Raw genomic sequence first — 21,894 nt, 5'->3', positions numbered from 1 at the left:
GGGCCTCCCGGTCTGGACTGAGGAGCGCAGGGAGCGCAGCGACCGGAGCGACGAGGGAAGACCGGGAGCAACAGCCCCATGACCCGCCGCGACGGAGTCGTGGCATCGAGAGAGTCACGTTGACAGCGTACTCAAACAGCCACTGGAGAGGACCCGAATTTGGTCGAGCGGATCGCGCCGGTGCTGGTGTTCCTGATCGCTGTGACCGTCATCGCCGAGCTGGCCGACCAGGCCAAGGTGTTCGACGTCGCGGCGCGGGAGGCCGCGCACCTCGCCCGCGGCCGGGTCTGGCGGCTCTGGCTGCTGGTCGTCGCACTGGCAACCGGCCTCACGATCGTGCTGTCTCTGGACACCTGCGCGGTGCTGCTGACACCTGTGGTGCTGTCCATGGCCCGCCAGCTGGACATCCCGCCCAAGCTGTTCGCGTTCACCACCGTCTGGCTGGCCGGTACGGCGTCCCTCCTGCTGCCGGTGTCCAATCTCACGAACCTGCTCGCCCTGCACCCGTTCCGCCAGCTGGACGTCAACTACCTGTCCGTCAGCTGGCGGCCTGCGATCGCCGCGATCCTCATCACCGTCGTGGTGCTCGCCGCACTCTTCCACCGCGACCTGCCCCGTCGGTACGTCGTCCCGCCGACACCTGCGGTCGAGGACAAGGTCCTGTTCTGGGGCTGCGCGGCTGTCTGCCTGCTGCTCGGCCCGGCGTTCGTCTCAGGCATCGAGGTGGCGTGGCCCGCGAGTATCGGTGCGCTCGTGCTGGTCGTCCTGTTCGCAGTACGGCGGCGCAGCGTCCTCAGGTGGTCGCTGATCCCGTTCAAGCTGGTCGGAACCGTCGTGGTGCTGTTCACCGTCGTGGGGTTCCTGAGCTCCCACGGTCTCGAGGACCTGCTGCGGCGGGTCGCCGGCACCACCTCCGAGCTGCGACTGAGCGCGACCGCTGCTCTCGGTGCGAACCTGTTCGACAACCTCCCGGCGTACCTCGCCATGGAACCGGTCGCCGCGGACAGCCCGCACCGCATGCTCGCACTGCTCATCGGCGTCAACTGCGGCTGCCTGCTCACCCTGTGGGGCTCGCTCGCCACACTGCTGTGGAGAGCGCGCTGTGACGCCGCCCGCGTGGACATCTCCTGGTGGTCGTTCCTGTGGCGCGGACTGATTCTCACGCCACTCGTGGTGACCGGAGCCGTACTCGCCCTGAATAGGTAGTGTGCGGAGCATGGCGACGGAGCAGAGCACTTCGGAGGTCACCCGGGAGTTCCGGGACGCGCGCGACTTCTTGGTGGCGCATCGGGACGACTACGAGACGGCGTACCGGGACTTCAGCTGGCCGGCGTTCGAGCGGTTCAACTGGGCGCGTGACTGGTTCGACGCGCTCTCAGTCGAGCAGGCCGAGGTGGCCGCGCTGACGATCGTCGAGGAGGACGGCGAGGTCAATTCGCGGACGTACGCCGAGATGGGCGAGCGGTCCCGACAGGTGGCTGGCTGGCTCACCGCGGCCGGGCTGAAGCCGGGCGACCGCGTGCTGATCGTCCTCGGCAACCAGGTCGAGCTGTGGGAGACGATGCTCGGCTGCATCCGCGCCGGTGCGGTGATGATCCCCGCCACCACCCTGCTCACCGACGCCGACCTCGCGGACCGGATCACCCGGGGCAACGTCCGCGCCGTCGTCACCAGCGGCGCCGACGCCGGCCGGTACGCCGGGATCGCCGACAACTGCATCCGCGTCGCCGTCGGCTCAACGGCCGAGGGCTGGCTCAACTTCGACGACTCGACGACGTACGACGGTCCGGTGCCTGAGGTCGACACCGCGGCCGACGACTCGCTGCTGCTCTACTTCACCTCCGGTACGACGAGCCAGCCGAAGCTGGTCGAGCACACGCAGGTGAGCTACCCGATCGGCCACCTCTCGACGATGTACTGGATCGGCCTGCAGCCCGGCGACGTACACCTCAACGTCTCCTCCCCCGGCTGGGCGAAGCACTCGTGGAGCAACGTGTTCGCGCCCTGGAACGCCGGTGCGACCGTCTTCCTCTACAACTACACGCGGTTCGACGCGGAGAAGATGCTGCAGGTGCTGCAGGAGTACGGCGTGACCACGTTCTGCGCCCCGCCGACGGTGTGGCGGATGCTGATCCAGGCGGACCTGTCCGCGGTCGAGGTCAGGATCCGTGAGTGCATCTCGGCCGGTGAGCCGTTGAACCCCGAGGTGATCGAGCAGGTCCGTAACGCGTGGGGCATCACGATCCGGGACGGGTACGGCCAGACCGAGACGACCGCGCAGATCGGGAACCCGCCCGGCCAGCCGGTGAAGCTCGGCTCGATGGGCCGCCCGCTGCCCGGGTACAGCATTGCGCTGATCGACCCGTCCACCGACGAGATCGGCGACGACGGCGAGATCTGCATCGAGCTGGCGCCCGCGCCGGTTCCGCTGATGCGCGGGTACCGGGACGCGCAGGAGCTCACCGCAGAGGTGATGCGGAACGGGCACTACCACACCGGCGACGTCGCGAGCCGCGACGAGGACGGCTACATCACGTACGTCGGGCGCTCGGACGACGTGTTCAAGGCCAGCGACTACCGCATCTCCCCGTTCGAGCTGGAGTCGGTGCTGATCGAGCACCCGGCCGTCGCCGAGGCCGCCGTCGTACCGTCGCCGGATCCGGTGCGGCTCGCCGTACCGAAGGCGTACGTCGTTCTCGCTGCCGGGCACGAACCGTCACGTGAGCTCGCCGGGGAGATCCTGGCGTTCTGCCGTGAGCACCTGGCGCCGTACAAGCGGATTCGGCGGATCGAGTTCGCCGAGCTGCCGAAGACGATCTCCGGGAAGATCCGGCGGGTCGAACTCCGCGCGGACGAGGCAGCCAAGGTCGAGAGCGGCACCGGCGGGCAGACGTACGACGAGGCGGACTTCAAGTAAGCGCAATGTCGTTCCACACCGGACTCGGCTGGGCAGCCGTCGTCGTCCTGCCGTTGCTGATCGCCATCGGGGTCGGAGCCTCGCGGTACGCCGGGCTCCGGCACGACAAGGGCATCGTCACGGCGGCGTTGCGTGCGGTCGTGCAGCTCGCCGCGGTCGGGGCCGTGGTCGGGATTGCGCTGCAGCACACGCTCGGCGCGATCGCGTTCGTGCTGCTGATGTTCGTGGTCGCGACGGTCACGAGCACGCGACGGCTTCAGCACACCGTGGTCGTCCCGCGGCAGTGGCTGTACTGCGCGGCCGCGATCGGGAGCGGCGCGTTCGCCGTACTGCTGCTGCTGATCCTGCCGGGCGTCGTACCGCGCAATCCGGCGAGCATCCTGCCGATGGGCGGCATCATCGTCGGCGGCGCGATGACCGCGACCACACTCGCCGGACGGCGCGTGCTGAGCGAGTACGGCACCCGGTACGGCGAGTTCGAGGCCGGACTGTCGATCGGGCTGTTGCAACCGGACGCGTTCAAACTCGTCGTCGGCCCGGTCGCGGGCGATGCCCTGCTGCCGGCCCTGGATCAAACCCGCACCGTCGGCCTCGTCACGCTCCCCGGCGCGTTCGTCGGCATGGTCCTCGGCGGGGCGTCACCGACACAGGCAGCCGCCCTCCAACTCGTCGTACTGATCGGGCTGATCGCGGCCGAGGCGATCGCAATCCTGGTGGTGACGGAGCTCCTCTCACGCTCATCGCTTCCGGACGGGCGTACCGTTTCAGCATGAGCGACGACAAGAGCATCTTCAGCCGGATCGACGAACTGGTGGCCGAGGAGCACGAGCTGCGGACCAAGCACGCGGCGGGACAGGTGGACGACGCAGACGAGCAGACCCGGCTCCGGGCGCTCGAGGTCGAGCTGGACCAGTGCTGGGACCTGCTCCGCCAGCGCCGCGCCAAGCGCGAGTTCGGCGAGAACCCCGACGACGCCGCCGCCCGCTCCAGCGACACGGTCGAGGGCTACCTGAACTAGAAACCGCGCAGTTTCTCGGGGGTGATCCGGATCAGGACCGAGTAGGACGTGTGGAACTGGTCCGGAGTCATCCCGAGCCCGGCGATGTCATCGGCGTATTTCGCGTTGTACGCCGCCAGCGCGTCGCCGCTGATCGGGTCCGCGTCGATCACCGCCGTACCGGAGATGACGCCGACGTCTCCCCCGGTGTGGGTGGCGTTGAAGTTGACCGTGACCTGCGGGTGGCCGGCGATGTTGCGCAGCTTGGCCTTGTCCGGCTCGCTGCTGATCAGGATCTCGTCGTCGTGCCAGAGGAACCACACCGGGGTCGGCGCCGGTGTGCCCGACGGGGCGACGGTGGTCAGCCAGACCACGCGTTCGTCGTCGAGCTGCCGTGCGATCCGCTTGCCGAAGCCGGTGGACGTGTCGATCGTGAACATCAGAGCCCTTCGGAAGAGATCGGTCCGAGACGTCCCCACTCGATCGCCGGGCAGTGGTCCATCACCATCGTGAGACCCGCGTCCGTCGTCCGTGCGTAGGCGTCCTGATCCACTACATCCAGCTGGAACCACACCGCCTTCGCGTTGATTCCCACCGCCTGGTCCGCGATGTCGCCGGCCAGCTCGGACCGCACGAACACGTCCACGCAGTCCACCGGGAACGGGATGTCCGCGAGCGTCGCGTACCCCTGCTCGCCGTGCACCGTCTCCGCCGCCGGATGCACCGGCACGATCCGCTTCCCGTGACTCTGCAGGAACCGCGCCACGCCGTACGCCGCCCGGCCGGTGTTGTTCGACAACCCCACCACAGCCCAGGTGTCGCACTCGGCCAGGATCTTCCGAATCGCCTCGTCCATGACTAGCCCCTCAAATACGTCAGCACTGCGGAAACGCGCCGGTCCAACCCTTCGTCCAACCGCAGCTTGGCGAAGATATTCCCGACGTGCTTGCGGACGGCGGCCTCACTCACGACCAGCTGCTCCGCGATCGACCCGTTGACCCGGCCCTCCGCCATCAGCGCGAGCACCTCCAGCTCGCGGGGTGTCAGCGCCGACAGCGGACCGTCGTTCCGTCGCCGCGCCAGCAACTGCCGCACCACCTCGGGGTCGACAACGGTCCCGCCGTCCGCGACCCGGTCCAGCGACTCGAGGAACTCGGTCACATGCCCGACCCGGTCCTTCAGCAGGTACCCGATCCCGCCGGTCGTTGTCTCCAGCAACGACGAGAGGTAGGCGTCCGCGACGTACTGCGACAGCACCAGGATCCCGATCGCGGGCAGCTCGGCCCGGATCTCCGCCGCGGCCCGCAGACCCTCGTCGCTGTGACCGGGCGGCATCCGTACGTCGGTGATCACCATGTCCGGCGGGTCCTTCCGCACAACGGCCAGCAACGCGTCGCCGTCTCCGACAGCGTCCCGTACCTCGTGCCCGGCGCGATCCAGGATGCTGGCCAAGCCCTCCCGCAACAGCAGTGAGTCTTCCGCCAGCACGATGCTCAATCGCCGAGTCGGCACGGGCACTCCATCCTCAGTCGTGTCGGCCCACCGGGTGGGCTGTCGACGTCGAGTGTGCCGCCCAGAGCGTCCAACCGCGTCACCAGCCCGGTGAGACCCGTCCCGGCACCGAGCTGCGCGCCACCCACGCCGTCGTCCTGCACCGTGATGACGAGCCGGTCGCGATCCACCCAGCCGGTCACCTCGCACGTCGACGCCTGCGCGTGCTTGGCGACGTTCGCGAGCGCCTCACTGACGACGAAGTACGCCGCAGCCTCGATCGGCCCCGGCAACCGGGTCGGGATCGACAACTGCAACGTCACCGGCAGCGGCATCCGATCCGCGACTTCCCGGACGGCGGCCTCCAGCCCGTGATCCACCAGGACCCGCGGATGAATGCCTCGTACGGCGGCCCGCAGATCCGCCAGCGCTGCCTCGGCCTCACCATGCGCCTTGACGACCAACCGCTTCCCCTCGCCCTCCGGCAGGTCCAGCTCGGCCAGACCGAGCGTCATGGTGAGCCCGACCAGCCGCTGCTGTACGCCGTCGTGCAGGTGGCGCTCGATCCGCACCCGCTCGGTCTCGAACGCGTCGACCAGGTCCAGGCGGGAACGACGCAGCTCGGCGAGATTCCGCTGCAGCTCCTCCTGCCGTGGTCCGAGCATCGCCTTCGCGAGCGACGCCTCCGCGCCGGCGATCACCCCGAGCAGGTACGAGCTGACCACGTAGAACACCGGGCCGAACAGGACCAGGAACACCAGCCCTTCCCCCGCCGTGTCCATCGTCCACGGCCCCATGCCCATCTGGTCGCCGTCCGCGATCACCGGCGCCGCGATGGTCGTGAGCAGGACGGTCGCGCTGATCCCCGCGAACAAGGCACTCAACGGCCACACGAACACGCCGAGCACGAAGCCGTATCCGAGCGCCCGCATCGACGCCTGCTCGCGGCGCCGGAACGTCAGCTTCGCCCGCCGCGTGAGCCCGGCCGGCAGCTTCGCGTGCGGGCTTTTGATGCCGTCGACCAGCATCAGCCCGGCCCGCCGCCGCTCGACCCATCCGATCGCCGCGCCGATCAGCGGGAACGCCGTCAGCATCAGGATCCCGATCAGGATCGGGCTCAGCACCGCGCTCAGTGCGGCCGACCCGACGAGCACCACGATCGACACCGCACCCATCGGCACGGACGTGAAGAGGTACGCATAGCTCCGCCACGGCCACGACGAGATCACGTAGCGCGGCGACGCCAACGCAGCCCACACGGTCATGGCCCAACCCTAGGCGGGGCTCTGGTCTCTGGGCGGTAGCGTGCGCGCTACTGCAGGTCTCCCCCGTGGACCAGGGTCCAGATCGCCGTACGACGGTTTGCTGGAACCATGACCGCTACCGCGCCAACCTATCCGTCCACCGCACCGGCCGGGCCGCCTGCGCTGCTGCTGGACAGCATCACCAAGACGTACCGTTCCAAGGCCGGGGCGGTCGACGCGCTGCGCGGGGTGACGTACCACTTCGCGCGCGGCTCGTTCACCGCCGTGATGGGCCCGTCCGGCTCCGGTAAGTCGACGCTGCTGCAGTGTGCTGCCGGGCTGGACCATCCGACGACCGGGACCGTGGTACTCAACGGAGTCACTCTCCTCGGACTGAACGAGGTAGAGCTCACGAAACTGCGCCGGGCCGAGATGGGTTTCGTGTTCCAGGCGTACAACCTGCTGCCGTCGCTGACCGTGTACGACAACGTGGCGCTGCCGCTGCGTCTCACCGGTCGCCGCCCGGCACGGAACGACGTACAGCGAGTGCTGGAACAGGTCGGTCTGGAGGGAAAGGCGAAGCGGCGGCCTGCCGAGTTGTCCGGCGGTCAGCAGCAGCGGGTCGCGATCGCGCGGGCGCTGATCACCCGGCCGTCGGTGTTCTTCGCCGACGAGCCGACCGGCGCGCTGGACAGCGGCACCAGCCGGCAGATCCTCGGACTGTTGCGCGAGGCAACCGACCGTGCCGGGCAGACCGTCGTGATGGTGACGCACGACCCGGTGGCGGCCGCGTACGCCGAGCGCGTGCTGTTCCTGTCCGACGGGCTGCTCGCCGGCCACCTCGATCGCGCCACGCCCGCGCAGATCGCGGCGGCGATGAGCGACCTGGAGGGGTGATGTTCTTCCTCAGCCGGCAAACGGTCGGCCGGCACCGCTCGCTGTACGCCGGTTCGTTCGTGGCGCTCGCGGTAGGGGTGTTCCTGCTCGGGCTGGCCGCGACCGCGACAGCCGCCACGATCGCCTACCACGGACCGACCTCCGCGAGCATCAGCGTCACCACCCTCGGCGGCGACGGTACGGCGCCTCAGAACGTGAAGGTGCCGTTGTCGGACGCCGACGTGTCGGGTCTGCAGACCGTGCTCAGCTTGGTCGGGACGATCAGCGGGTTCATCACGATCTTCGTGATCGCCAGCACGTTCGCGTTCGCCGTCGCGTCGCGGCGCCGGGAGTTCGGGCTGCTGCGGCTGATCGGCGCGACGCCGCGGCAGATCCGCCGGATGGTGCTCGGCGAGGCGCTCGCTGTCGCGCTCGCCGCATCGCTGACCGGGGCGCTCGCGGCTCAGCTCGCGACACCGCTGTTGCTGCGCAGGGCGTCGTACACCGAGTTGGCGCCGGTCAAGCTGGAGCCGGCGTCGCCGTGGGTTCCGCTCGCGATCGCGGTCGCGGCCGGGTTGCTGGTCGCGATGCTCGGTGCCCGTTCGGCGGCGCGGCGGGCGGGCCGGGTCGGGGCCATCGACGCGTTGCGGGAGGCCGCTCTGGAGCCGCCACGGATCGGGCCGGTGCGGGTCGTGTTCGGGCTGCTGTTCCTGGCCGGCGCGATCGTGATGCTGACGCTGATCCGGCCGTCCAGCGGCGAGGGCGCCGTACCGCTCGCGATGTTCACGCCGATGGTGATGGTGATCGCGCTGACCTTGCTCGCGCCCCTCGTCGTACCGCTGGTCGGACGGCTGTGGGCGGTTCCGCTGGTCGCGTGGACGCAGGTGTCGGGGCGGCTGGCCCGGAGCAACGTGCTCGCCGCGCCGCGGCGCAGTGCGTCCCTCGCGGCGCCGATCCTCGCCATCTCCGCCATCGCGGGGTCCATGGTGCTGAGCCTCAGCTTCGCCGCGGACAGTGCGGCGGCGACCATCCGCGACGCGGTTCGGGCACCGATCGTCGTCACCGGAGCCGCGCCGGTTGACAGCGCTCAGGTAAAGGCGGTTGATGCGGGACTGCCGCTTCGAGTGGTGCGGGTCGCGGCCGACTACGCCGAACTGGAGGACGCCGAGGGGATCGATCCGGCCATCGCGGCGCAGACCCGGGATCTGACCGTGCGGTCCGGATCTCTCGCCGGGCTGACCGGCAATACGGTTGCTGTCAGCAAGGAAATGGCGGGGTTCGAGAGCTATCACGTCGGCGACGAGATCCCGGTGGTGTTCCCCGACCGGACACCGGTGAAGCTGCGGGTGGTCGCGATCGTGAAGGACGCGTTCGGCGTGAACCCGTCGTTCCTGATCCCGCTCGACCTGGCGCGCAAGCATGCACCGGAGGCCCAGACCGAGCGGAGCTTCGTGCTGCCCGCCGACGGGGTTGCTCCGGCCGACCTCGTGAAGCAGGTTCCCGGTGCGCAACTGGCCACCGACTGGGAGGCCGACCAGGCGGACGGCGTGCGGAAGGGAAACCGGCTCGGGCTGGTCATGCTGCTCGGACCGGCCGCGCTGTACAGCGCCATCGCGATCGCCAACACGCTCCTGATGGGCAGCCTGCAGCGCCGCCACGAGTTCGTCACGTCGCGGTTGCTCGGTGCGACGCCGGCGCAGCTGCGACGCATGGTCCTCTGGGAGTCGTCGCTGGTCGGAACGATCGCGCTCAGTCTCGGGACCGTCATCACGGTGACGGTCGGGGTGCTGATCCGGCACGCGATGACCTCGGGTGTTGCCGACGTACCGATGACCGTGCCGTGGGGCATCCTGCTGGGCATCGGCGCGCTGTGTCTGATCCTGGCGGTAGGGTCCGCTCTGGCCCCGACGACGTACCTCCTGCGCCGGTCGCAGCCCTCCGCAGCGGTGGACTAGTCCGCAACTGGGGAGGAGATCGGCGACAGGGTGGGTCGCGGCCGGGAGAATCGCCGTTCACCAGGGACAATGGGTGCGGCGCCGGACCGTCGCGGCGCGCGTACCGCTTGATCGAGGAGTTCGTAGACCCGCATGGCACGCCGTACCAGCACCGCCGAACCCGAGGACTTCGAGGAGCGCATCCTCGACGTCGACGTCTCCGACGAGATGCGTACCAGCTACCTGGAGTACGCCTACTCGGTGATCTACGCCCGGGCGCTGCCCGACGCCCGGGACGGGCTGAAACCGGTCCAGCGGCGGATCCTGTTCTCGATGGCGGAGAACAACATCCGCCCCGACCGCGGCCATGTGAAGTCGGCCCGCGTCGTCGGTGAGGTCATGGGTAAGTACCACCCGCACGGCGACGGCGCGATCTACGACGCCCTGGTCCGGACCGCGCAGCCGTGGTCGATGCGGGTGCCGCTGATCGACGGCCACGGAAACTTCGGATCTCTGGACGATGGTCCGGCGGCCATGCGCTACACCGAGTGCCGGATGGCGCCGCCGTCGATGGCGATGACGACCGGCCTGGACGAGAACGTCGTCGACTTCAAGCCGAACTACGACGGCCGGGAGACCGAGCCGTACGTCCTGCCGGCCGCCTTCCCGAACCTGCTGGTCAACGGCGCCGCCGGCATCGCGGTCGGCATGGCCACCAACATGGCCCCGCACAACCTGGTCGAGGTGATCCAGGCGCTCCGGCACCTGATCAAGACGCCGGGCGCGGACCTCGACGACCTGATGCGGTTCATCCCCGGACCGGACCTGCCGACCGGTGGCAAGATCGTCGGCCTGGAAGGCATCAAGGACGCGTACGCGACCGGCCGCGGCAGCTTCAAGATGCGCGCCACCGCCCGCGTCGAGAACGTCACCCCGCGCCGCAAGGGCATCGTGGTCACCGAACTGCCGTACTCCGTCGGCCCGGAGAAGGTGATCGAGAAGATCAAGACCCTGGTGCAGAGCAAGAAGCTCCAGGGCATCGCGGACGTCAAGGACCTCACCGACCGCGCCCACGGCACGCAGCTGGTCATCGAGGTCAAGAACGGCTTCGTCCCCGAGGCGCTGCTCGAGCAGCTCTACAAGATGACCCCGCTCGAGGACGCGTTCCACGTCAACAACGTCTGCCTGGTCGAGGGACAGCCGCGCACCCTCGGCCTGAAGGAACTGCTCGAGGTCTACCTCGCCCACCGGTACGACGTGACGCGCCGGCGCAGCGAGTTCCGCCGGAAGAAGGCCCAGGACCGGCTGCACATCGTCGACGGCCTGCTGATCGCGATCCTGGACATCGACGAGGTCATCCAGGTGATCCGGAGCAGCGACGACTCGGCCGAGGCGCGGGGCCGGCTGATCGAGATCTACGACCTGTCCGAGATCCAGGCGAACTACATCCTGGACATGCCGCTGCGCCGGCTGACGAAGTACTCGAAGCTCGAGCTGGAGACCGAGAAGGGCGAGCTGGAGCGCGAGATCGAGGCGCTGACCGCGATCATCGAGGACACCGCACTGCTCCGCAAGACGGTGTCCGACGAGCTCGCCGAGGTCGCGAAGACGTACGGGACGCCGCGGCGGACCGTGCTGCTGGAGTCGTCCGGCGCGACCAAGACGGCCGCCGTGCCGCTCGAGGTCAGCGACGACCCGTGCTGGATCCTGATGAGCTCGACGGGGCTGCTCGCGCGGACGAACGGTGTGGAGCCGTTCGGTCCCAGCGACTCGCGCGCGAAGCACGACGCGATCGTGTCCGCGGTGAAGAGCACCGCCCGCGGGCAGTACGGCCTGATCACCAGCGCGGGCCGGTTGATCCGGCTCGAGTCGCTCGACCTTCCCGCCGTACCGACCACCGCGAGCGCGCCGAACCTGCAGGGTGGCGCGCCGATCGCGGAGTTCGTGTCGCTGGACTCGGGTGAGAAGGCGCTTGCGCTGACCACGATGGATCCGGACTCGGTCGGTGTCGCCCTCGGTACGACGGGTGGCGTCGTGAAGCGCGTCGTACCGGATCACCTCAGCAACCGGGACTCGTGGGAGATCATCGGCCTGAAGGAGGGCGACGAGGTCATCGGCGCGGTCGAGCTGACCACGGGTGACGAGGAGTTGTGCTTCATCACGTCCGACGCGCAACTGCTGCACTTCCCCGCGTCGGCCGTGCGGCCGCAGGGGCGGACCGCGGGCGGTATGGCCGGCGTACGGCTCGCTGCGAAGGCCAAGGCGGTCTTCTTCGGCGCCGTGGACACCGGACGCGAGTCGCAGGTCGTGACCATCGCGGGCTCGTCGTCCGCGCTGCCGGGGACCGAGGTCGGTGCGGTGAAGGTGACGCCGTTCAGCGAGTACCCGGGCAAGGGCCGCGGGACCGGCGGTGTGCGTTGCCAGCGGCTGCTGAAGGGCGAGGACGGCCTGCTGCTCGGGTACATCGGCACGGCGCCGGTGAAGGCCAGCGCGAACAGCGGCGCACCGGTCGAGCTTCCGCCTGTCGACGTGCGGCGCGACGGCTCCGGCGTACCGGTTGCTCAGCCCATCGCTGCATGCGCTCCCGATCTGGCAGGCTGACCTCTGTGAAGAGAGTGCTCGCGCTGTGCGCGGTCGTGGTATTTGCGGTGGCGGGCTGCAGCGACAAGAAGGAGTCCGGCGGCGGAGGTCAGTCCGGTGGCGACGCGGTCGCGCTGCTGACCGACGTCAAGAAGACCATCGACGAGGCCGCCAGCGTGCACATCGTGCTGACCGGGCGTGACCTGCCGGACAACGCGCAGACGCTCGCCAGCGGTGACGGCGTCGCGACACACGCGCCCGCGTTCAAGGGCAAGCTGACCGTGCGGTCGTCCGGTTCGCCGATCGACGCCGACGTGGTGGCGGTCGGGAGCAAGGTCTACGCCAAGGTGTCGTTCTCCCCCAGCTACATCGAGCTCACGCCAACGCAACTGGCCGGGCTCGGCGCCCCCGACCCGGCGATCCTGCTCGATCCGGCGAAGGGCCTGACCGCCGTCCTGCCGACGCTCAAGGACGCCAAGGTGAAGGGCGAGACCCGCGAGGGCGCCAAGGTCCTCACCGAGGTCACCGGCTCCGTCGAGGGCAAGACGCTCCAGGGCATCTTCCCGAAGGCCCCGGCCGACCAGGACTTCCCGAGCACCTTCAAGATCGACAAGAGCAGCAAACAGCTGATCTCGGCGACCATCACCGGCCCGTTCTACGCCGGCGCCACCAGCAGCTACGACGTCACCCTGGACAAATACGGCGAGAAGATCGAAATCACGAAGCCGTGAGCTCGGTGAACAACCCGAGGACCCAGCTGACGCTGGCCTCGATCGCTGTTGCGTTTGCGGCGGCGGATACGTACGTCGTGGTGCTGGCGTTGCCGGACATGATGGCCGGGGTCGGGCTGTCTGCGGACGAGCTGCAGCGGGCGGCGCCGATCATCTCCGGGTTCCTGCTCGGATACATCGCCGTACTGCCGTTGATCGGGCGGATCGCGGATGTTGTCGGGCGTACGCCGGTACTTGTCGGGGCGCTGTTGCTGTTCGCGGTCGGGTCGCTGATCACGGCCGGCGCCTACGACCTGCCGCTGGTGGTAACCGGTCGGTTTCTTCAAGGGGTTGGCGGCGGTGGGCTGGTGCCCGCGACCCTGGCGTTGGTCGCGGACCTGTGGCCGTCGGAGCGGCGTGGGTTGCCGTTGGGTGTGGTCGGGGCGGTGCAGGAACTGGGCTCCGTACTGGGTCCGCTGCTGGGTGCCGCCGTACTCGCGGTGGCTGACTGGCGGTACATCTTCTGGCTCAACCTGGTCGTCGCCGTCGTCCTCGCGCTGCTGCTCCGCGGTCGCCGGCGGCCACGGATCTCGGACGCCGTCGGACTGCTCGCCTGCATCGCTCTAGGCCTGACGCTGACAGCACCGGATCGACTCGCGTCCGGGGTGACACTCGGACTGCCCTTCGTGCCCATCACCGGAACGTCCCGGCTGCTCACGCCGATCGGGCTCGTCACGCTCGTACTGGCGCTTGCGTGGCTCGGCCTCGTGCTCCGGCAGACTCGCGGCCACCTGGCGGCGGTGCTCTCACGAGTAGACCTCGTCGGCGCGCTGCTGCTCGCGCTCGCACTGGCTGGCGTCGTGCTCGCTTTCGCGACGGCAGATCCCGAGCGCGAACTGATGTCGCCGGCCGGGCCGTGGCTGCTCGTCGCGGCCGCTGTCTTCGCCGTCGCATTCGCGCTGTGGCAGCGTCGTACGGCGGCCGCGATCGTGCCTCGTGGTCTGTTGGGTGGTCGCCCGGCGTGGGGTTCGTTGGTGGTCAGTTTTCTGATCGGATGCGCGCTGATCGCAGCCCTGGTCGACGTACCGGTGTTTGCTCGCACGACGCAGGGCGGTGGGCAGCTAGCAGCAGCGTTGGTGCTGCTGCGGTTCCTGATCGCTCTGCCGGTCGGTGCGGTCGTCGGCGGATGGCTGACGCGGCGGCACGGGCTCGGGTTGATCACCGGCGCCGGGCTCGGGTTGTCCGGAGCGATGTTCGTGGTGATGGCGTTCTGGAGCCGTACGGCGCTGGACCACTGGCCGGCGACCGTCGTACTGCTCGTCTGCGGCTTCGGATTCGGACTGGCGCTGGCGCCGTTGAACACCGCGATGCTCGGCGCGACACCCGCCGACAGCCACGGCCTGGTGAGCGCGCTCGTCGTGGTCGCGCGGATGGTCGGCATGCTCGTCGGCGTCTCGGCACTGACCGCGATCGGCCTCCGCCGGTACTACGCGATTGCCGACGGCATCAAATCGCCCAACGAGCTCTGCCCGACCTCCCCCGGCAACTGCCGCCCGTTCGTGGACGCGCTCCGCGACGCGGCCGTTTCACAAGTTCACGCAATCTTCGCCGGGGCCGCGGTGTGCGCGTTCCTGGCCGCGGTCCTGGGCGTCCTGCTGCTCGGCCGGCGTGGCGCACCGCACACATGATGATCATCATGAGGGACAGCCGTCTCAGGTCGCGTACCGTGATGCTGTGACACCTGGGACCCCTGCTCCTGCCGCCGGCCTGTGCTCGACGTTCTGTCGGGTGCTGCAGGAGCCGTTGCCCGGTACGGCGGTGGTTGCGACCGGATGGGTCGTGGTCGAGCAGCCCGGTCCGTGGGGTGCCAAGGCACCGACACAGAGTCATCTCGACCCCGGATTCGGTGGGTTTTTCGACGACGAGTGCAAGAAGGTCGACGTACGGTTCGGCCTGATCCGCTCCCCCGGACGGCACGCGGACACGGTCGAGCGGTCGCATCAGGTTTTCGTGGCCTCGACGCGGCCGGGCAATTCGTGGCTGCTCGGCGGCCGGGTCGTGGATCCTTCCGAGCTGAACACTCTCGATCTCGGCGCTGTGGCCCGCGGCGACCGCGCGGCTGCCATTACGTCGCTGCCAGCGTTGACGCCTCTCGACGAGCCGATCGTGCTGGTCTGTACCAACGGGAAGCGCGACGAGTGCTGCGCCGTACTCGGACGGCCGCTGGTGTCCGGGCTCGCAGAGCGGGTCCCGGGTCGGGTGTGGGAGGCCAATCACCTCGGCGGACACCGGTTCGCCCCGACCGCGACGTACCTGCCGGCCGGCACCATGCACGGGCATCTCACGGTCGACACCGCTGTCGACGTACTCGCCGCGGCCGACCGGGGCGAAACAGTACTGACCGGGCTGCGCGGCCGTTCCACCTGGACCAAGCGCGGTCAGGCCGCCGAGGTCGCCGTACGCTCATTGATCGGAGATCTGTCACTGGATTCGTTGCTGGTCGTCAGCGAAGGCGCTGACACTGTCACTGTCCAGCATGTCGACGGGCGGTCCTGGATCGTGCCGGTGACCAGCGCACCAGCCGATCCACCCCGTCCGGACTCCTGCGGAAAGGAACCGTTCGCCATGTCGATTCTGCAAGCCGGTACCCCAGTGTCAGGTCCAGTGCGATGAGCGGCGGGTTCGACGACCTGCTGGCCGCCAACGCTGACTACGCCGCCGACTTCCACTACGGCGGGTTCGACGGGATCGCCCATGCCGGGATCGGCGTGGTCACCTGCATGGACTCGCGGATCCCGCCGCTGGAGATGCTCGGTCTCAAGCCCGGCGACGCGAAGGTCCTGCGTTCCGCCGGTGGACGGGTCACCGAGATCACACTCACCGGCCTCGTCCTCGGCGTCCAGCTGCTCGGCGTCCGGCGGATCATGATCATCCCGCACACCCGCTGCGCGATGGCCGCGATGTCCGAGGACGACCTCCGCCAGAAGGTTGAACTGGCCGCCGGGAAACCGGCCGGTTACCTGCCGATCTCGGTCATTCCCGACCAGCTCGAAGCCCTCCGCCGCGACGTCGCCGCCGTCCGCGAACACCCGCTGATCGGCGACGACATCCTCGTCGGCGGCTTCATGTACGACGTGGACAACGGCCGCCTCACCCAGGTCGACTGACCCACCTCGCCTGGCCCACACCGACTGATCCAGATCGGCTGACCCGTGCGTCAGCCGATCTCGGACAGCAGTTCCGCGCTTGCCTTGCGCACGTTCGGGTCCGGATCCTCCGCGGCCATCCGGGCCAGCATCGCGAGTGACTCCGCGTTCGACAGGTAGAGCGTGGACCAGGCAGCGGCGTTCCGGATGTCGGGATCGGGGTCGTGGGAGGCGCGCTGGATGGCGCCGAAGTACTCCGGGTCGTCGTCGGAACCCATCGCCAACGCGACGCGGAGGACCGCCCGGCCCTTCTCGCGTCCGCTGAGCCCGGCGGCATCGGCCAGCAGCTCGTGCCGCTGGTACGGACGGAGCTCGAACATCAGGGTCACCCGCCGGACGATCTCCGCGACCTCCGACCCGTCGGTGCCGAAGAACTCGATGGCGGCTGTCTGAGTGGTGCGGTCCTCCAGATACATCATCCAGAGCGCTGGCGTGACGCCCCACAGGAGATAGCAGCGATAGCTCTCGTCCGCTTCGCCGGCGTTGCTCTCCACCAGCGGCCAGTGCCCGGCGGTCGCGATCAGCTCGGCGCGTCCGCGCAGCGTGCCGTCCGTCGGCTCGCGGTGGATCATGCCGCCGATGGTCACCGGCCCGGTGTCGGTGTCACGCAGGACCATCCGGTGATGTTGGTAGAGGTCGGCCACGAACAAGCCTTTCGGAGCGGGAGAACAGGCAGCTCCAGAACCTATCGTCAGGTGACGGTCACCTTGCCGGTGTCGAGTTCGTAGTAGGCGCCGGCGAGTTGGAGGTTTCCGGACTTCTCCAGTGGGGCGATGACGGGTGACCGGCGGAGTTCGGCGAGGACGTGGGTGACGTTCGCGTGCACGGCGTTGGTCAGGCGGTCGCCGGATTTGCCAGCGATCTGGCGGACTGCTGGAGCGAGAGTGTCCACGAGGTAGCCGAGCTTTCCGGGGTGGTCGGTGGGCTTGTCCAGGGCCTTGAGGGTGGCGTCCAGGGCGCCGCAGCGTTGGTGGCCCAGGACGAGCAGGAGTGGGGTGTGGAGTTCGGCGACTCCGAACTCCAGGCTGCCGATCACCGACTGGTCGAGCGCTCCGCCGGCGCTGCGTACGACGACCAGGTCGCCGAGGCCCTGGTCGAAGACGAGCTCGATCGGTACGCGGGAGTCGACGCAGCCGAGAATCGTCGCGAACGGGTGCTGTCCCTTGCTCACCGCGATCCGCCGGGCGATGCCCTCGTCGAGATCCTGCTCCTGCGCGACGACGAACCGCGCGTTACCCGCCAGCAGCCGCTCGAGCGCCTGCTTGCCATCAGCAACCGAACCTCCGGTCGGCGGGACTGTTCCCACCACCGGCTCCTCAGACCGTTGACTCCCACATCCGACCAGTCCTGCTGCCAGAGTGGCGGTGAGGATGCTACGACGGGACGGGGTGTTCATCGGCGGGTCTCCTCACGCACGGACGGCGGGGCGGTGCCGTCTCATCGACCGTAGCAGATTGCATACAGTCTGCAGTACCCACGAACACTGAGCATCTCTCGGATCCCGCCCCGAAATCTGATAGACACCCCTTATGAGACTCCGCCCCAGCTCATTCCACCGCTCCCTGGTCGCCGGCGCCCTGGCGCTGACCGCCGTGCTCTCCGGCGCACCGATCGCTCAGGCTATCCCTGCCACCGCGCCCGCCTTCCGCGGTGGACCGGTCACCGGCTGCCTGGACCAGTCGATCGTCGGCACAGTCGAGGAGCAGCGGCTCAGCCGGGGCGTCAACGGCGGCCCGTCGGTGCCCGCGGAGATCCTGCGCCGCTCAGGCTTCGACCGCCAGGTCGACCTGTTCACGCAGCTCCTGTGCCGGGTTCCCAGCCGTCAGGCCGCAGCAACCCTCGTACGCACACAAGGCGAGGCCCTCTGGCGTACGGCGACCCAACGCGCTCAACGTGCGCCGCACGGCACCGACGCCCTGCCCGCAACAGACGACCGCGGCCTGTACTGGGCGCGCATCTCGATGGCCCTCGCCCTGCGCCAATGGCAACCAGCCTTCGGCCTCGGTACGACGGAACGCGCCAACCTGATCCGCGCCTTCGAGTACGCCTCCCGCGGCATCACCAGCACCCGCTTCACCCCGGGCGTCCGCAAGATCCTCGTCACCGGCTTCGACCCGTTCACGCTCGACGCGGACATCCGGATCGGCAACCCGTCCGGCGCCAACGCGCTGACGCTCGACGGTCAGCGCTGGCGGGTGAACGGTACGACGTACGAGATCCAGACGGTGATGTTCCCGGTCCGGTACACCGACTTCGACGAGAGCATGGTCGAGAACGCTCTCGCACCGCACTACCGCCCAGGGCCGCAGCACGCGGACCTGGTGATGACCGCGAGCCAGGGCCGCGTAGGCATCTTCGATCTCGAGGTCTTCAACGGGCGTCGGCGTTCGGTCAGTTCGATCGGCGACAACAACAACCTCTGGGGCGGCGGCACGATCAGCGCCCCGGTCGTCTCCCCCAGCATGCCTGCGGGCCCGGAGTGGCTGACCTCGAGTCTGCCGCTCGCACGGATGGCGCAGACCGAGGTCCCGCCGTTCCGGACCCGCGTCAACACGTCTGTGCTGGAGATCCCCGCCGGCGAGACCACACCGGTCCGCCGGCCAGACGGACCTACAGCCGGCTCGATCGCCTCCGAAGGCACCGGGGGCGGCTACCTCTCCAATGAAGTTGCCTACCGCAACACTCTGCAGCGCGACCTGCTCGACCCGTCGATGCCGGCCGGCCACCTGCACGTCCCGGTGCTGTCGTTCGACCTTGCGAACAAGACCGCGATCACCGACCCGACCTACGAGGCCAACCGAGACGCAATCGTCACCGGCGCGCATGCGATCCTGCGGTCGGCCCTCTCGTGATCAGAATAGTGGCCATGTGATCACTATTCTGATCACAGCTTGAGGATGTCGGCCGTCCGGACCGGCAGCCCGGTCTCGAAGGAACGGTTCGCGGCCAGCCCGGTCACCAAGGCGAGCGCCGCCTGCCGCGCATCGGCAACCTCAGCACCCTCGGTCTGTTCGCCGTCCAGCAAGGCGGCCAGCACCCGTGGATCCGCACCGCCGTGTCCCTCGTGCTCATGGTCGACGGTGTGGTCGACCGGCTCCGACCACAAAGGCCGCAGGGTAATGCTGGTAAATGTCGACTCTTCGACATTGAGTTCGAGTCGTCCGCCCGATCCGTTGAACATCACCCGGTAGCCCTCGGCCGGTGAGTACGCCGTCAGGTGGTAGGTCATCGTGGCGCCCGTGTCGTACGAGACCAGCACCGCCATGTCGTCCTCGATCGACACCCCGGGGGCGAACACGTTCCGGTCCCGGTAGTAGCCGTCCTCCCCCTCGGCATCCAGGTAGAGGTCGCGCATCGTCGCGTTGTCGGCCAGTTGCAGGGCGAACGGATCGTCGTCCGCGGCGCTGGATCCGTGTGCTCGTACGTAGTCCCGCGCGTACCCGTGCTCGGGGCCGGGCCCGTAGAACGCCAACTGTCCGCGCGCGTAGACCGTGTGCGGTTCGGCACCGAGCCACCAGTTCACGAGATCGAAGTGGTGACTGGCCTTGTGCACCATCAGACCGCCCGAGTTCGACTTGTCGCGATGCCAGCGCCGGAAGTAGTCCGCGCCGTGCGAGACATCGAGCATCCACTCGAAATGCACCGAATGCACCGTGCCGATCGCGCCGTCGGCCAGCAGTTGACGCACCCGCCGATGCACCGGGTTGAACCGGTAGTTGTACGCGACCGACAACGAGCCGCCCGTCTCGCGGACCGTGTCCAGGATGCTCTGCGCCTTCACCGCGTCGGTCGTGATCGGCTTCTCGCAGATCACCCGCACACCAGCCCGCAGCGCGGCCTCGATGTACCGGTCGTGGGTCGCGTCGACGCTCGTCACCACCACGAGCTCGACCCGCTCCACCCGCAACATCTCGTCGTACCGCGCCGGCGGCCACAGGTGAGCCGTACGGCGGCCTGCCGCGAGCAGCATGCGGTTGTGGAACGCCATCCGCACCGAGTTCGGGTCGCACAACGCGACCACGTCGTACCCGTCCCGCTTGGCCAGGCCCTCGGTGAAGAGCTGCGCCCGGTGACCGGTGCCGACGATCGCAGTTCGCACTGCTTGTGGCATGTGAACCCCCTATTGCTTGACCGCGCCGGCCAGGCCGTTGACGAAGAAGCGCTGCAGGAGAACGAAGAGCAGGATGATCGGCGCGAGCGTGATGACGGTCCCCGCGCAGAGCAGCGTCCACTCGGTCGAGTTCTCGCCGATGAACGCGTACATACCGATCGCCAGCGTGCGCAGCTCGGGCCGGCCGAGCGTGAACACCAGCGGGATGAAGAAGCTGTTCCACGCGGTGATCGCGGTGAACAGCCCGACCGTGGCCAGCATCGGGCCGGACAGCGGCAGCATGATCCGCGCGAACGTCTGGTGGAAGTTTGCGCCGTCGACCTGGGCGGCGTCCTCGAGCTCGCGGTCGACGGCCATGAAGTACCCCATGAACAGGAACGTTCCGAAGACCACTCCCCCGGACGCCTGGACGATGATCACCGACCACAGGCTGTTCAGCAGATGCAGCCGTTGCATCAGGTCGAACACCGGGATGATCGTGTACCCGTGCGGCAGGAACAGCGTCGCGGACACCAGCCCCAGACAGAACCCACGCCCCGGGAACCGGGTGCGGGCAAGTACGTATCCCGCGCAGGAAGTGACTACTAACGTGATCACTACCGTGCCTAAGGTGATCAGAATTGTGTTCATGAAGTACCGGCCGAACGAGGCCTCCCGCCAGGCGTTCAGGTAGTTCGCCCAGAGGAAGTGCGACGGCATCGGATTCAGCCCGTCGGTGAAGAAGTCGTCGTCGCTCTTCAGCGAGCTCCCGAGCGCCCAGAACAACGGATACAGCCACGCGAGCCCACTGACCAGCAGCGCGACATGCGTCATCGCGGTCACCGCCCGGCGGCGCGTCATGCCAGACCTCCGGTCCCGCGGCGCTTTGCGAGCGAGCGCAGTACGACGACCTGCACGACCGAGAACGCGATGAGCAGTACGCCGTACACGAAGGACGCCGCCGAGGCGAGGCCGATGTCCGGTTGTACTGCGTTCGCGTTACTCCCGCCGAACGCCAGGTGGTAGATGTACGTGTTCACGACCTCGGTGGCGAAGAACGGCCCGCCGCTGGTCAGCACCTGGACGAGGTCGAAGATCTGAAACGTCCCGATCACCGCGAGGATCACGATCACCACGCCAACCGCGCGCAGCATCGGGATCGTGATGTACCGGAACGTCGCGAACCGCCCCGCACCGTCCAACCGGGCGGCTTCGTACAGCTCCTCCGGGATGGTCTGCAGGCCCGCGAGGAAGTACACGAGGTTGTAGCCGAACGTGTGCCAGATCCCGACCAGGATGATGATCCCGAGCGCGAAGTGCGGATCCCCCAGCCAGTCGACGTGCTGGTGGATGATGTGCAACTTCAGCAGAACCGAGTTGATCGAGTCACCGAAGTTCGACACGAGCAGCTGGATCACGACACCGATCACCGCGGCGGACGTGACGACCGGCAGGAAGAACAACGTGCGGTAGAACGACGCGAACCGCAACTTCTTGTTGTTCAGCACGAGCGCCAGCGCCAACGCCAGTACCAGCTGGATCGGTACGACGAACGCGGCGTACACGAAGGTGTGTCCGAGCGACCGCCAGAAGATGCTGTCGTGGACGATCTGGCGGAAGTTGTCCAGCCCCACGAAGTCGGACGGATCGCCGATGCCGTCCCACTTGTAGAAGGTGTACCCGAGCGAGGCGATGATCGGGTACACCACGAACACCAGCAAGAGCACCATCATCGGTGCCAGGTACACGTACGACCACAGGTAGGTCCGGCGGCGCGCGCGACGCCGCCCGGCCGAGCGCGGTGGCTCGGAGCGGGCGACGTCCTCGCGGACCGTGGCGGTCATCACCA

21 protein-coding genes are annotated in these 21,894 nt (G+C 68.5%); 12 read left to right on the top strand and 9 right to left on the bottom strand.

The genetic code is table 11. The features are described from left to right. Positions 1 to 159: 159 nt before the first annotated feature. Genes E0H45_RS15375 through E0H45_RS15360 form a run of 4 tightly spaced genes read left to right on the top strand, consistent with a single transcriptional unit; the run spans position 160 to position 3,935 of the window. Positions 160 to 1,206 carry an ArsB/NhaD family transporter gene (locus tag E0H45_RS15375; protein WP_131338021.1) on the top strand — a complete coding sequence of 349 codons (1,047 nt, stop codon included), beginning with the start codon at positions 160 to 162 and terminating at the stop codon, positions 1,204 to 1,206. Between the two features lie 10 nt (positions 1,207 to 1,216). Further along, positions 1,217 to 2,917, top strand: coding sequence for an AMP-binding protein (locus E0H45_RS15370; protein WP_131338020.1), 1,701 nt, complete (start codon positions 1,217 to 1,219; stop codon positions 2,915 to 2,917). 5 nt (positions 2,918 to 2,922) lie between these two features. Next, entirely contained in the window at positions 2,923 to 3,690 is a 768-nt protein-coding gene (locus E0H45_RS15365) for an ABC transporter permease (protein ID WP_131338019.1), read from the top strand. Further along, a complete protein-coding gene (locus E0H45_RS15360) occupies positions 3,687 to 3,935 on the top strand; it encodes a DUF2630 family protein (RefSeq protein ID WP_131338018.1) in 249 nt (82 codons plus the stop codon). Before E0H45_RS15365 ends, E0H45_RS15360 begins: the two co-directional genes overlap by 4 nt. Here the strand turns inward: E0H45_RS15360 and E0H45_RS15355 are convergent. Genes E0H45_RS15355 through E0H45_RS15340 form a run of 4 tightly spaced genes read right to left on the bottom strand, consistent with a single transcriptional unit; the run spans position 3,932 to position 6,670 of the window. Continuing rightward, the gene (locus E0H45_RS15355; protein ID WP_131338017.1) at positions 3,932 to 4,354 is read right to left on the bottom strand and encodes a TIGR03667 family PPOX class F420-dependent oxidoreductase; all 423 of its coding nucleotides are present in this window, start codon (positions 4,352 to 4,354) and stop codon (positions 3,932 to 3,934) included. The two genes, E0H45_RS15360 and E0H45_RS15355, sit on opposite strands and share 4 nt — an antisense overlap. Continuing rightward, positions 4,354 to 4,770, bottom strand: coding sequence for a CoA-binding protein (locus tag E0H45_RS15350; RefSeq protein ID WP_131338016.1), 417 nt, complete (start codon positions 4,768 to 4,770; stop codon positions 4,354 to 4,356). The genes E0H45_RS15355 and E0H45_RS15350 overlap by 1 nt, the downstream gene beginning before the upstream one ends. Positions 4,771 to 4,772: 2 nt before the next feature. After that, on the bottom strand, positions 4,773 to 5,426 hold the full coding sequence (locus E0H45_RS15345) for a response regulator transcription factor (RefSeq protein ID WP_131338015.1): 654 nt from the start codon (positions 5,424 to 5,426) through the stop codon (positions 4,773 to 4,775). Continuing rightward, on the bottom strand, positions 5,408 to 6,670 hold the full coding sequence (locus tag E0H45_RS15340; RefSeq protein ID WP_131338014.1) for a sensor histidine kinase: 1,263 nt from the start codon (positions 6,668 to 6,670) through the stop codon (positions 5,408 to 5,410). The genes E0H45_RS15345 and E0H45_RS15340 overlap by 19 nt, the downstream gene beginning before the upstream one ends. 108 nt (positions 6,671 to 6,778) lie before the next feature. On the opposite strand from E0H45_RS15340, the gene E0H45_RS15335 reads away from it, so the two are divergent. The 7 genes from E0H45_RS15335 (at position 6,779) to E0H45_RS15305 (ending at position 15,916) form a co-directional block, all read left to right on the top strand. Next, positions 6,779 to 7,546 carry an ABC transporter ATP-binding protein gene (locus E0H45_RS15335; RefSeq protein WP_131338013.1) on the top strand — a complete coding sequence of 256 codons (768 nt, stop codon included), beginning with the start codon at positions 6,779 to 6,781 and terminating at the stop codon, positions 7,544 to 7,546. Further along, positions 7,546 to 9,480: an FtsX-like permease family protein gene (locus E0H45_RS15330; protein WP_131338012.1), complete on the top strand. Its 1,935-nt coding sequence runs from the start codon at positions 7,546 to 7,548 to the stop codon at positions 9,478 to 9,480. Before E0H45_RS15335 ends, E0H45_RS15330 begins: the two co-directional genes overlap by 1 nt. A 132-nt stretch (positions 9,481 to 9,612) precedes the next feature. Continuing rightward, positions 9,613 to 12,060 (top strand): DNA gyrase/topoisomerase IV subunit A, encoded by a 2,448-nt coding sequence (locus E0H45_RS15325; protein WP_131338011.1) that lies wholly within the window; start codon positions 9,613 to 9,615, stop codon positions 12,058 to 12,060. Positions 12,061 to 12,065: 5 nt separating this feature from the next. Continuing rightward, positions 12,066 to 12,770: an LppX_LprAFG lipoprotein gene (locus E0H45_RS15320; protein WP_131338010.1), complete on the top strand. Its 705-nt coding sequence runs from the start codon at positions 12,066 to 12,068 to the stop codon at positions 12,768 to 12,770. 5 nt (positions 12,771 to 12,775) lie between these two features. After that, entirely contained in the window at positions 12,776 to 14,437 is a 1,662-nt protein-coding gene (locus E0H45_RS15315) for an MFS transporter (protein WP_238155021.1), read from the top strand. 46 nt (positions 14,438 to 14,483) lie between these two features. Continuing rightward, on the top strand, positions 14,484 to 15,422 hold the full coding sequence (locus E0H45_RS15310) for a sucrase ferredoxin (protein WP_131338008.1): 939 nt from the start codon (positions 14,484 to 14,486) through the stop codon (positions 15,420 to 15,422). Continuing rightward, positions 15,419 to 15,916 carry a beta-class carbonic anhydrase gene (locus E0H45_RS15305; protein ID WP_131338007.1) on the top strand — a complete coding sequence of 166 codons (498 nt, stop codon included), beginning with the start codon at positions 15,419 to 15,421 and terminating at the stop codon, positions 15,914 to 15,916. The genes E0H45_RS15310 and E0H45_RS15305 overlap by 4 nt, the downstream gene beginning before the upstream one ends. A gap of 50 nt (positions 15,917 to 15,966) precedes the next feature. Here E0H45_RS15305 and E0H45_RS15300 read toward each other — a convergent pair whose 3' ends face one another. Both E0H45_RS15300 and E0H45_RS15295 read right to left on the bottom strand, forming a co-directional pair. Beyond that, on the bottom strand, positions 15,967 to 16,572 hold the full coding sequence (locus tag E0H45_RS15300) for a HEAT repeat domain-containing protein (RefSeq protein WP_131338006.1): 606 nt from the start codon (positions 16,570 to 16,572) through the stop codon (positions 15,967 to 15,969). Positions 16,573 to 16,646: 74 nt separating this feature from the next. Then, entirely contained in the window at positions 16,647 to 17,261 is a 615-nt protein-coding gene (locus E0H45_RS15295) for a carbonic anhydrase (RefSeq protein ID WP_238155020.1), read from the bottom strand. Between the two features lie 223 nt (positions 17,262 to 17,484). Here E0H45_RS15295 and E0H45_RS15290 point away from each other — a divergent pair, with 223 nt between their 5' ends. Next, the gene (locus tag E0H45_RS15290) at positions 17,485 to 18,807 is read left to right on the top strand and encodes a C15 family peptidase (protein WP_131338004.1); all 1,323 of its coding nucleotides are present in this window, start codon (positions 17,485 to 17,487) and stop codon (positions 18,805 to 18,807) included. Between the two features lie 32 nt (positions 18,808 to 18,839). Here the strand turns inward: E0H45_RS15290 and E0H45_RS15285 are convergent, their stop codons facing one another. Genes E0H45_RS15285 through E0H45_RS15275 form a run of 3 tightly spaced genes read right to left on the bottom strand, consistent with a single transcriptional unit; the run spans position 18,840 to position 21,889 of the window. After that, the gene (locus E0H45_RS15285) at positions 18,840 to 20,066 is read right to left on the bottom strand and encodes a Gfo/Idh/MocA family protein (protein ID WP_131338003.1); all 1,227 of its coding nucleotides are present in this window, start codon (positions 20,064 to 20,066) and stop codon (positions 18,840 to 18,842) included. 9 nt (positions 20,067 to 20,075) lie between these two features. Then, entirely contained in the window at positions 20,076 to 20,906 is an 831-nt protein-coding gene (locus E0H45_RS15280) for a carbohydrate ABC transporter permease (RefSeq protein ID WP_131338002.1), read from the bottom strand. Beyond that, positions 20,903 to 21,889: a carbohydrate ABC transporter permease gene (locus tag E0H45_RS15275; RefSeq protein ID WP_238155019.1), complete on the bottom strand. Its 987-nt coding sequence runs from the start codon at positions 21,887 to 21,889 to the stop codon at positions 20,903 to 20,905. Before E0H45_RS15275 ends, E0H45_RS15280 begins: the two co-directional genes overlap by 4 nt. Between the last annotated feature and the right edge of the window lie 5 nt (positions 21,890 to 21,894).

It is taken from the genome of Kribbella soli (genome assembly GCF_004331345.1).
In the GTDB taxonomy this organism is placed as follows: Bacteria; Actinomycetota; Actinomycetes; order Propionibacteriales; family Kribbellaceae; genus Kribbella; species Kribbella soli.
The sequence above is the reverse complement of the archived record's forward strand: the minus strand, read 5'-3'. Positions and strand labels throughout refer to the sequence as shown.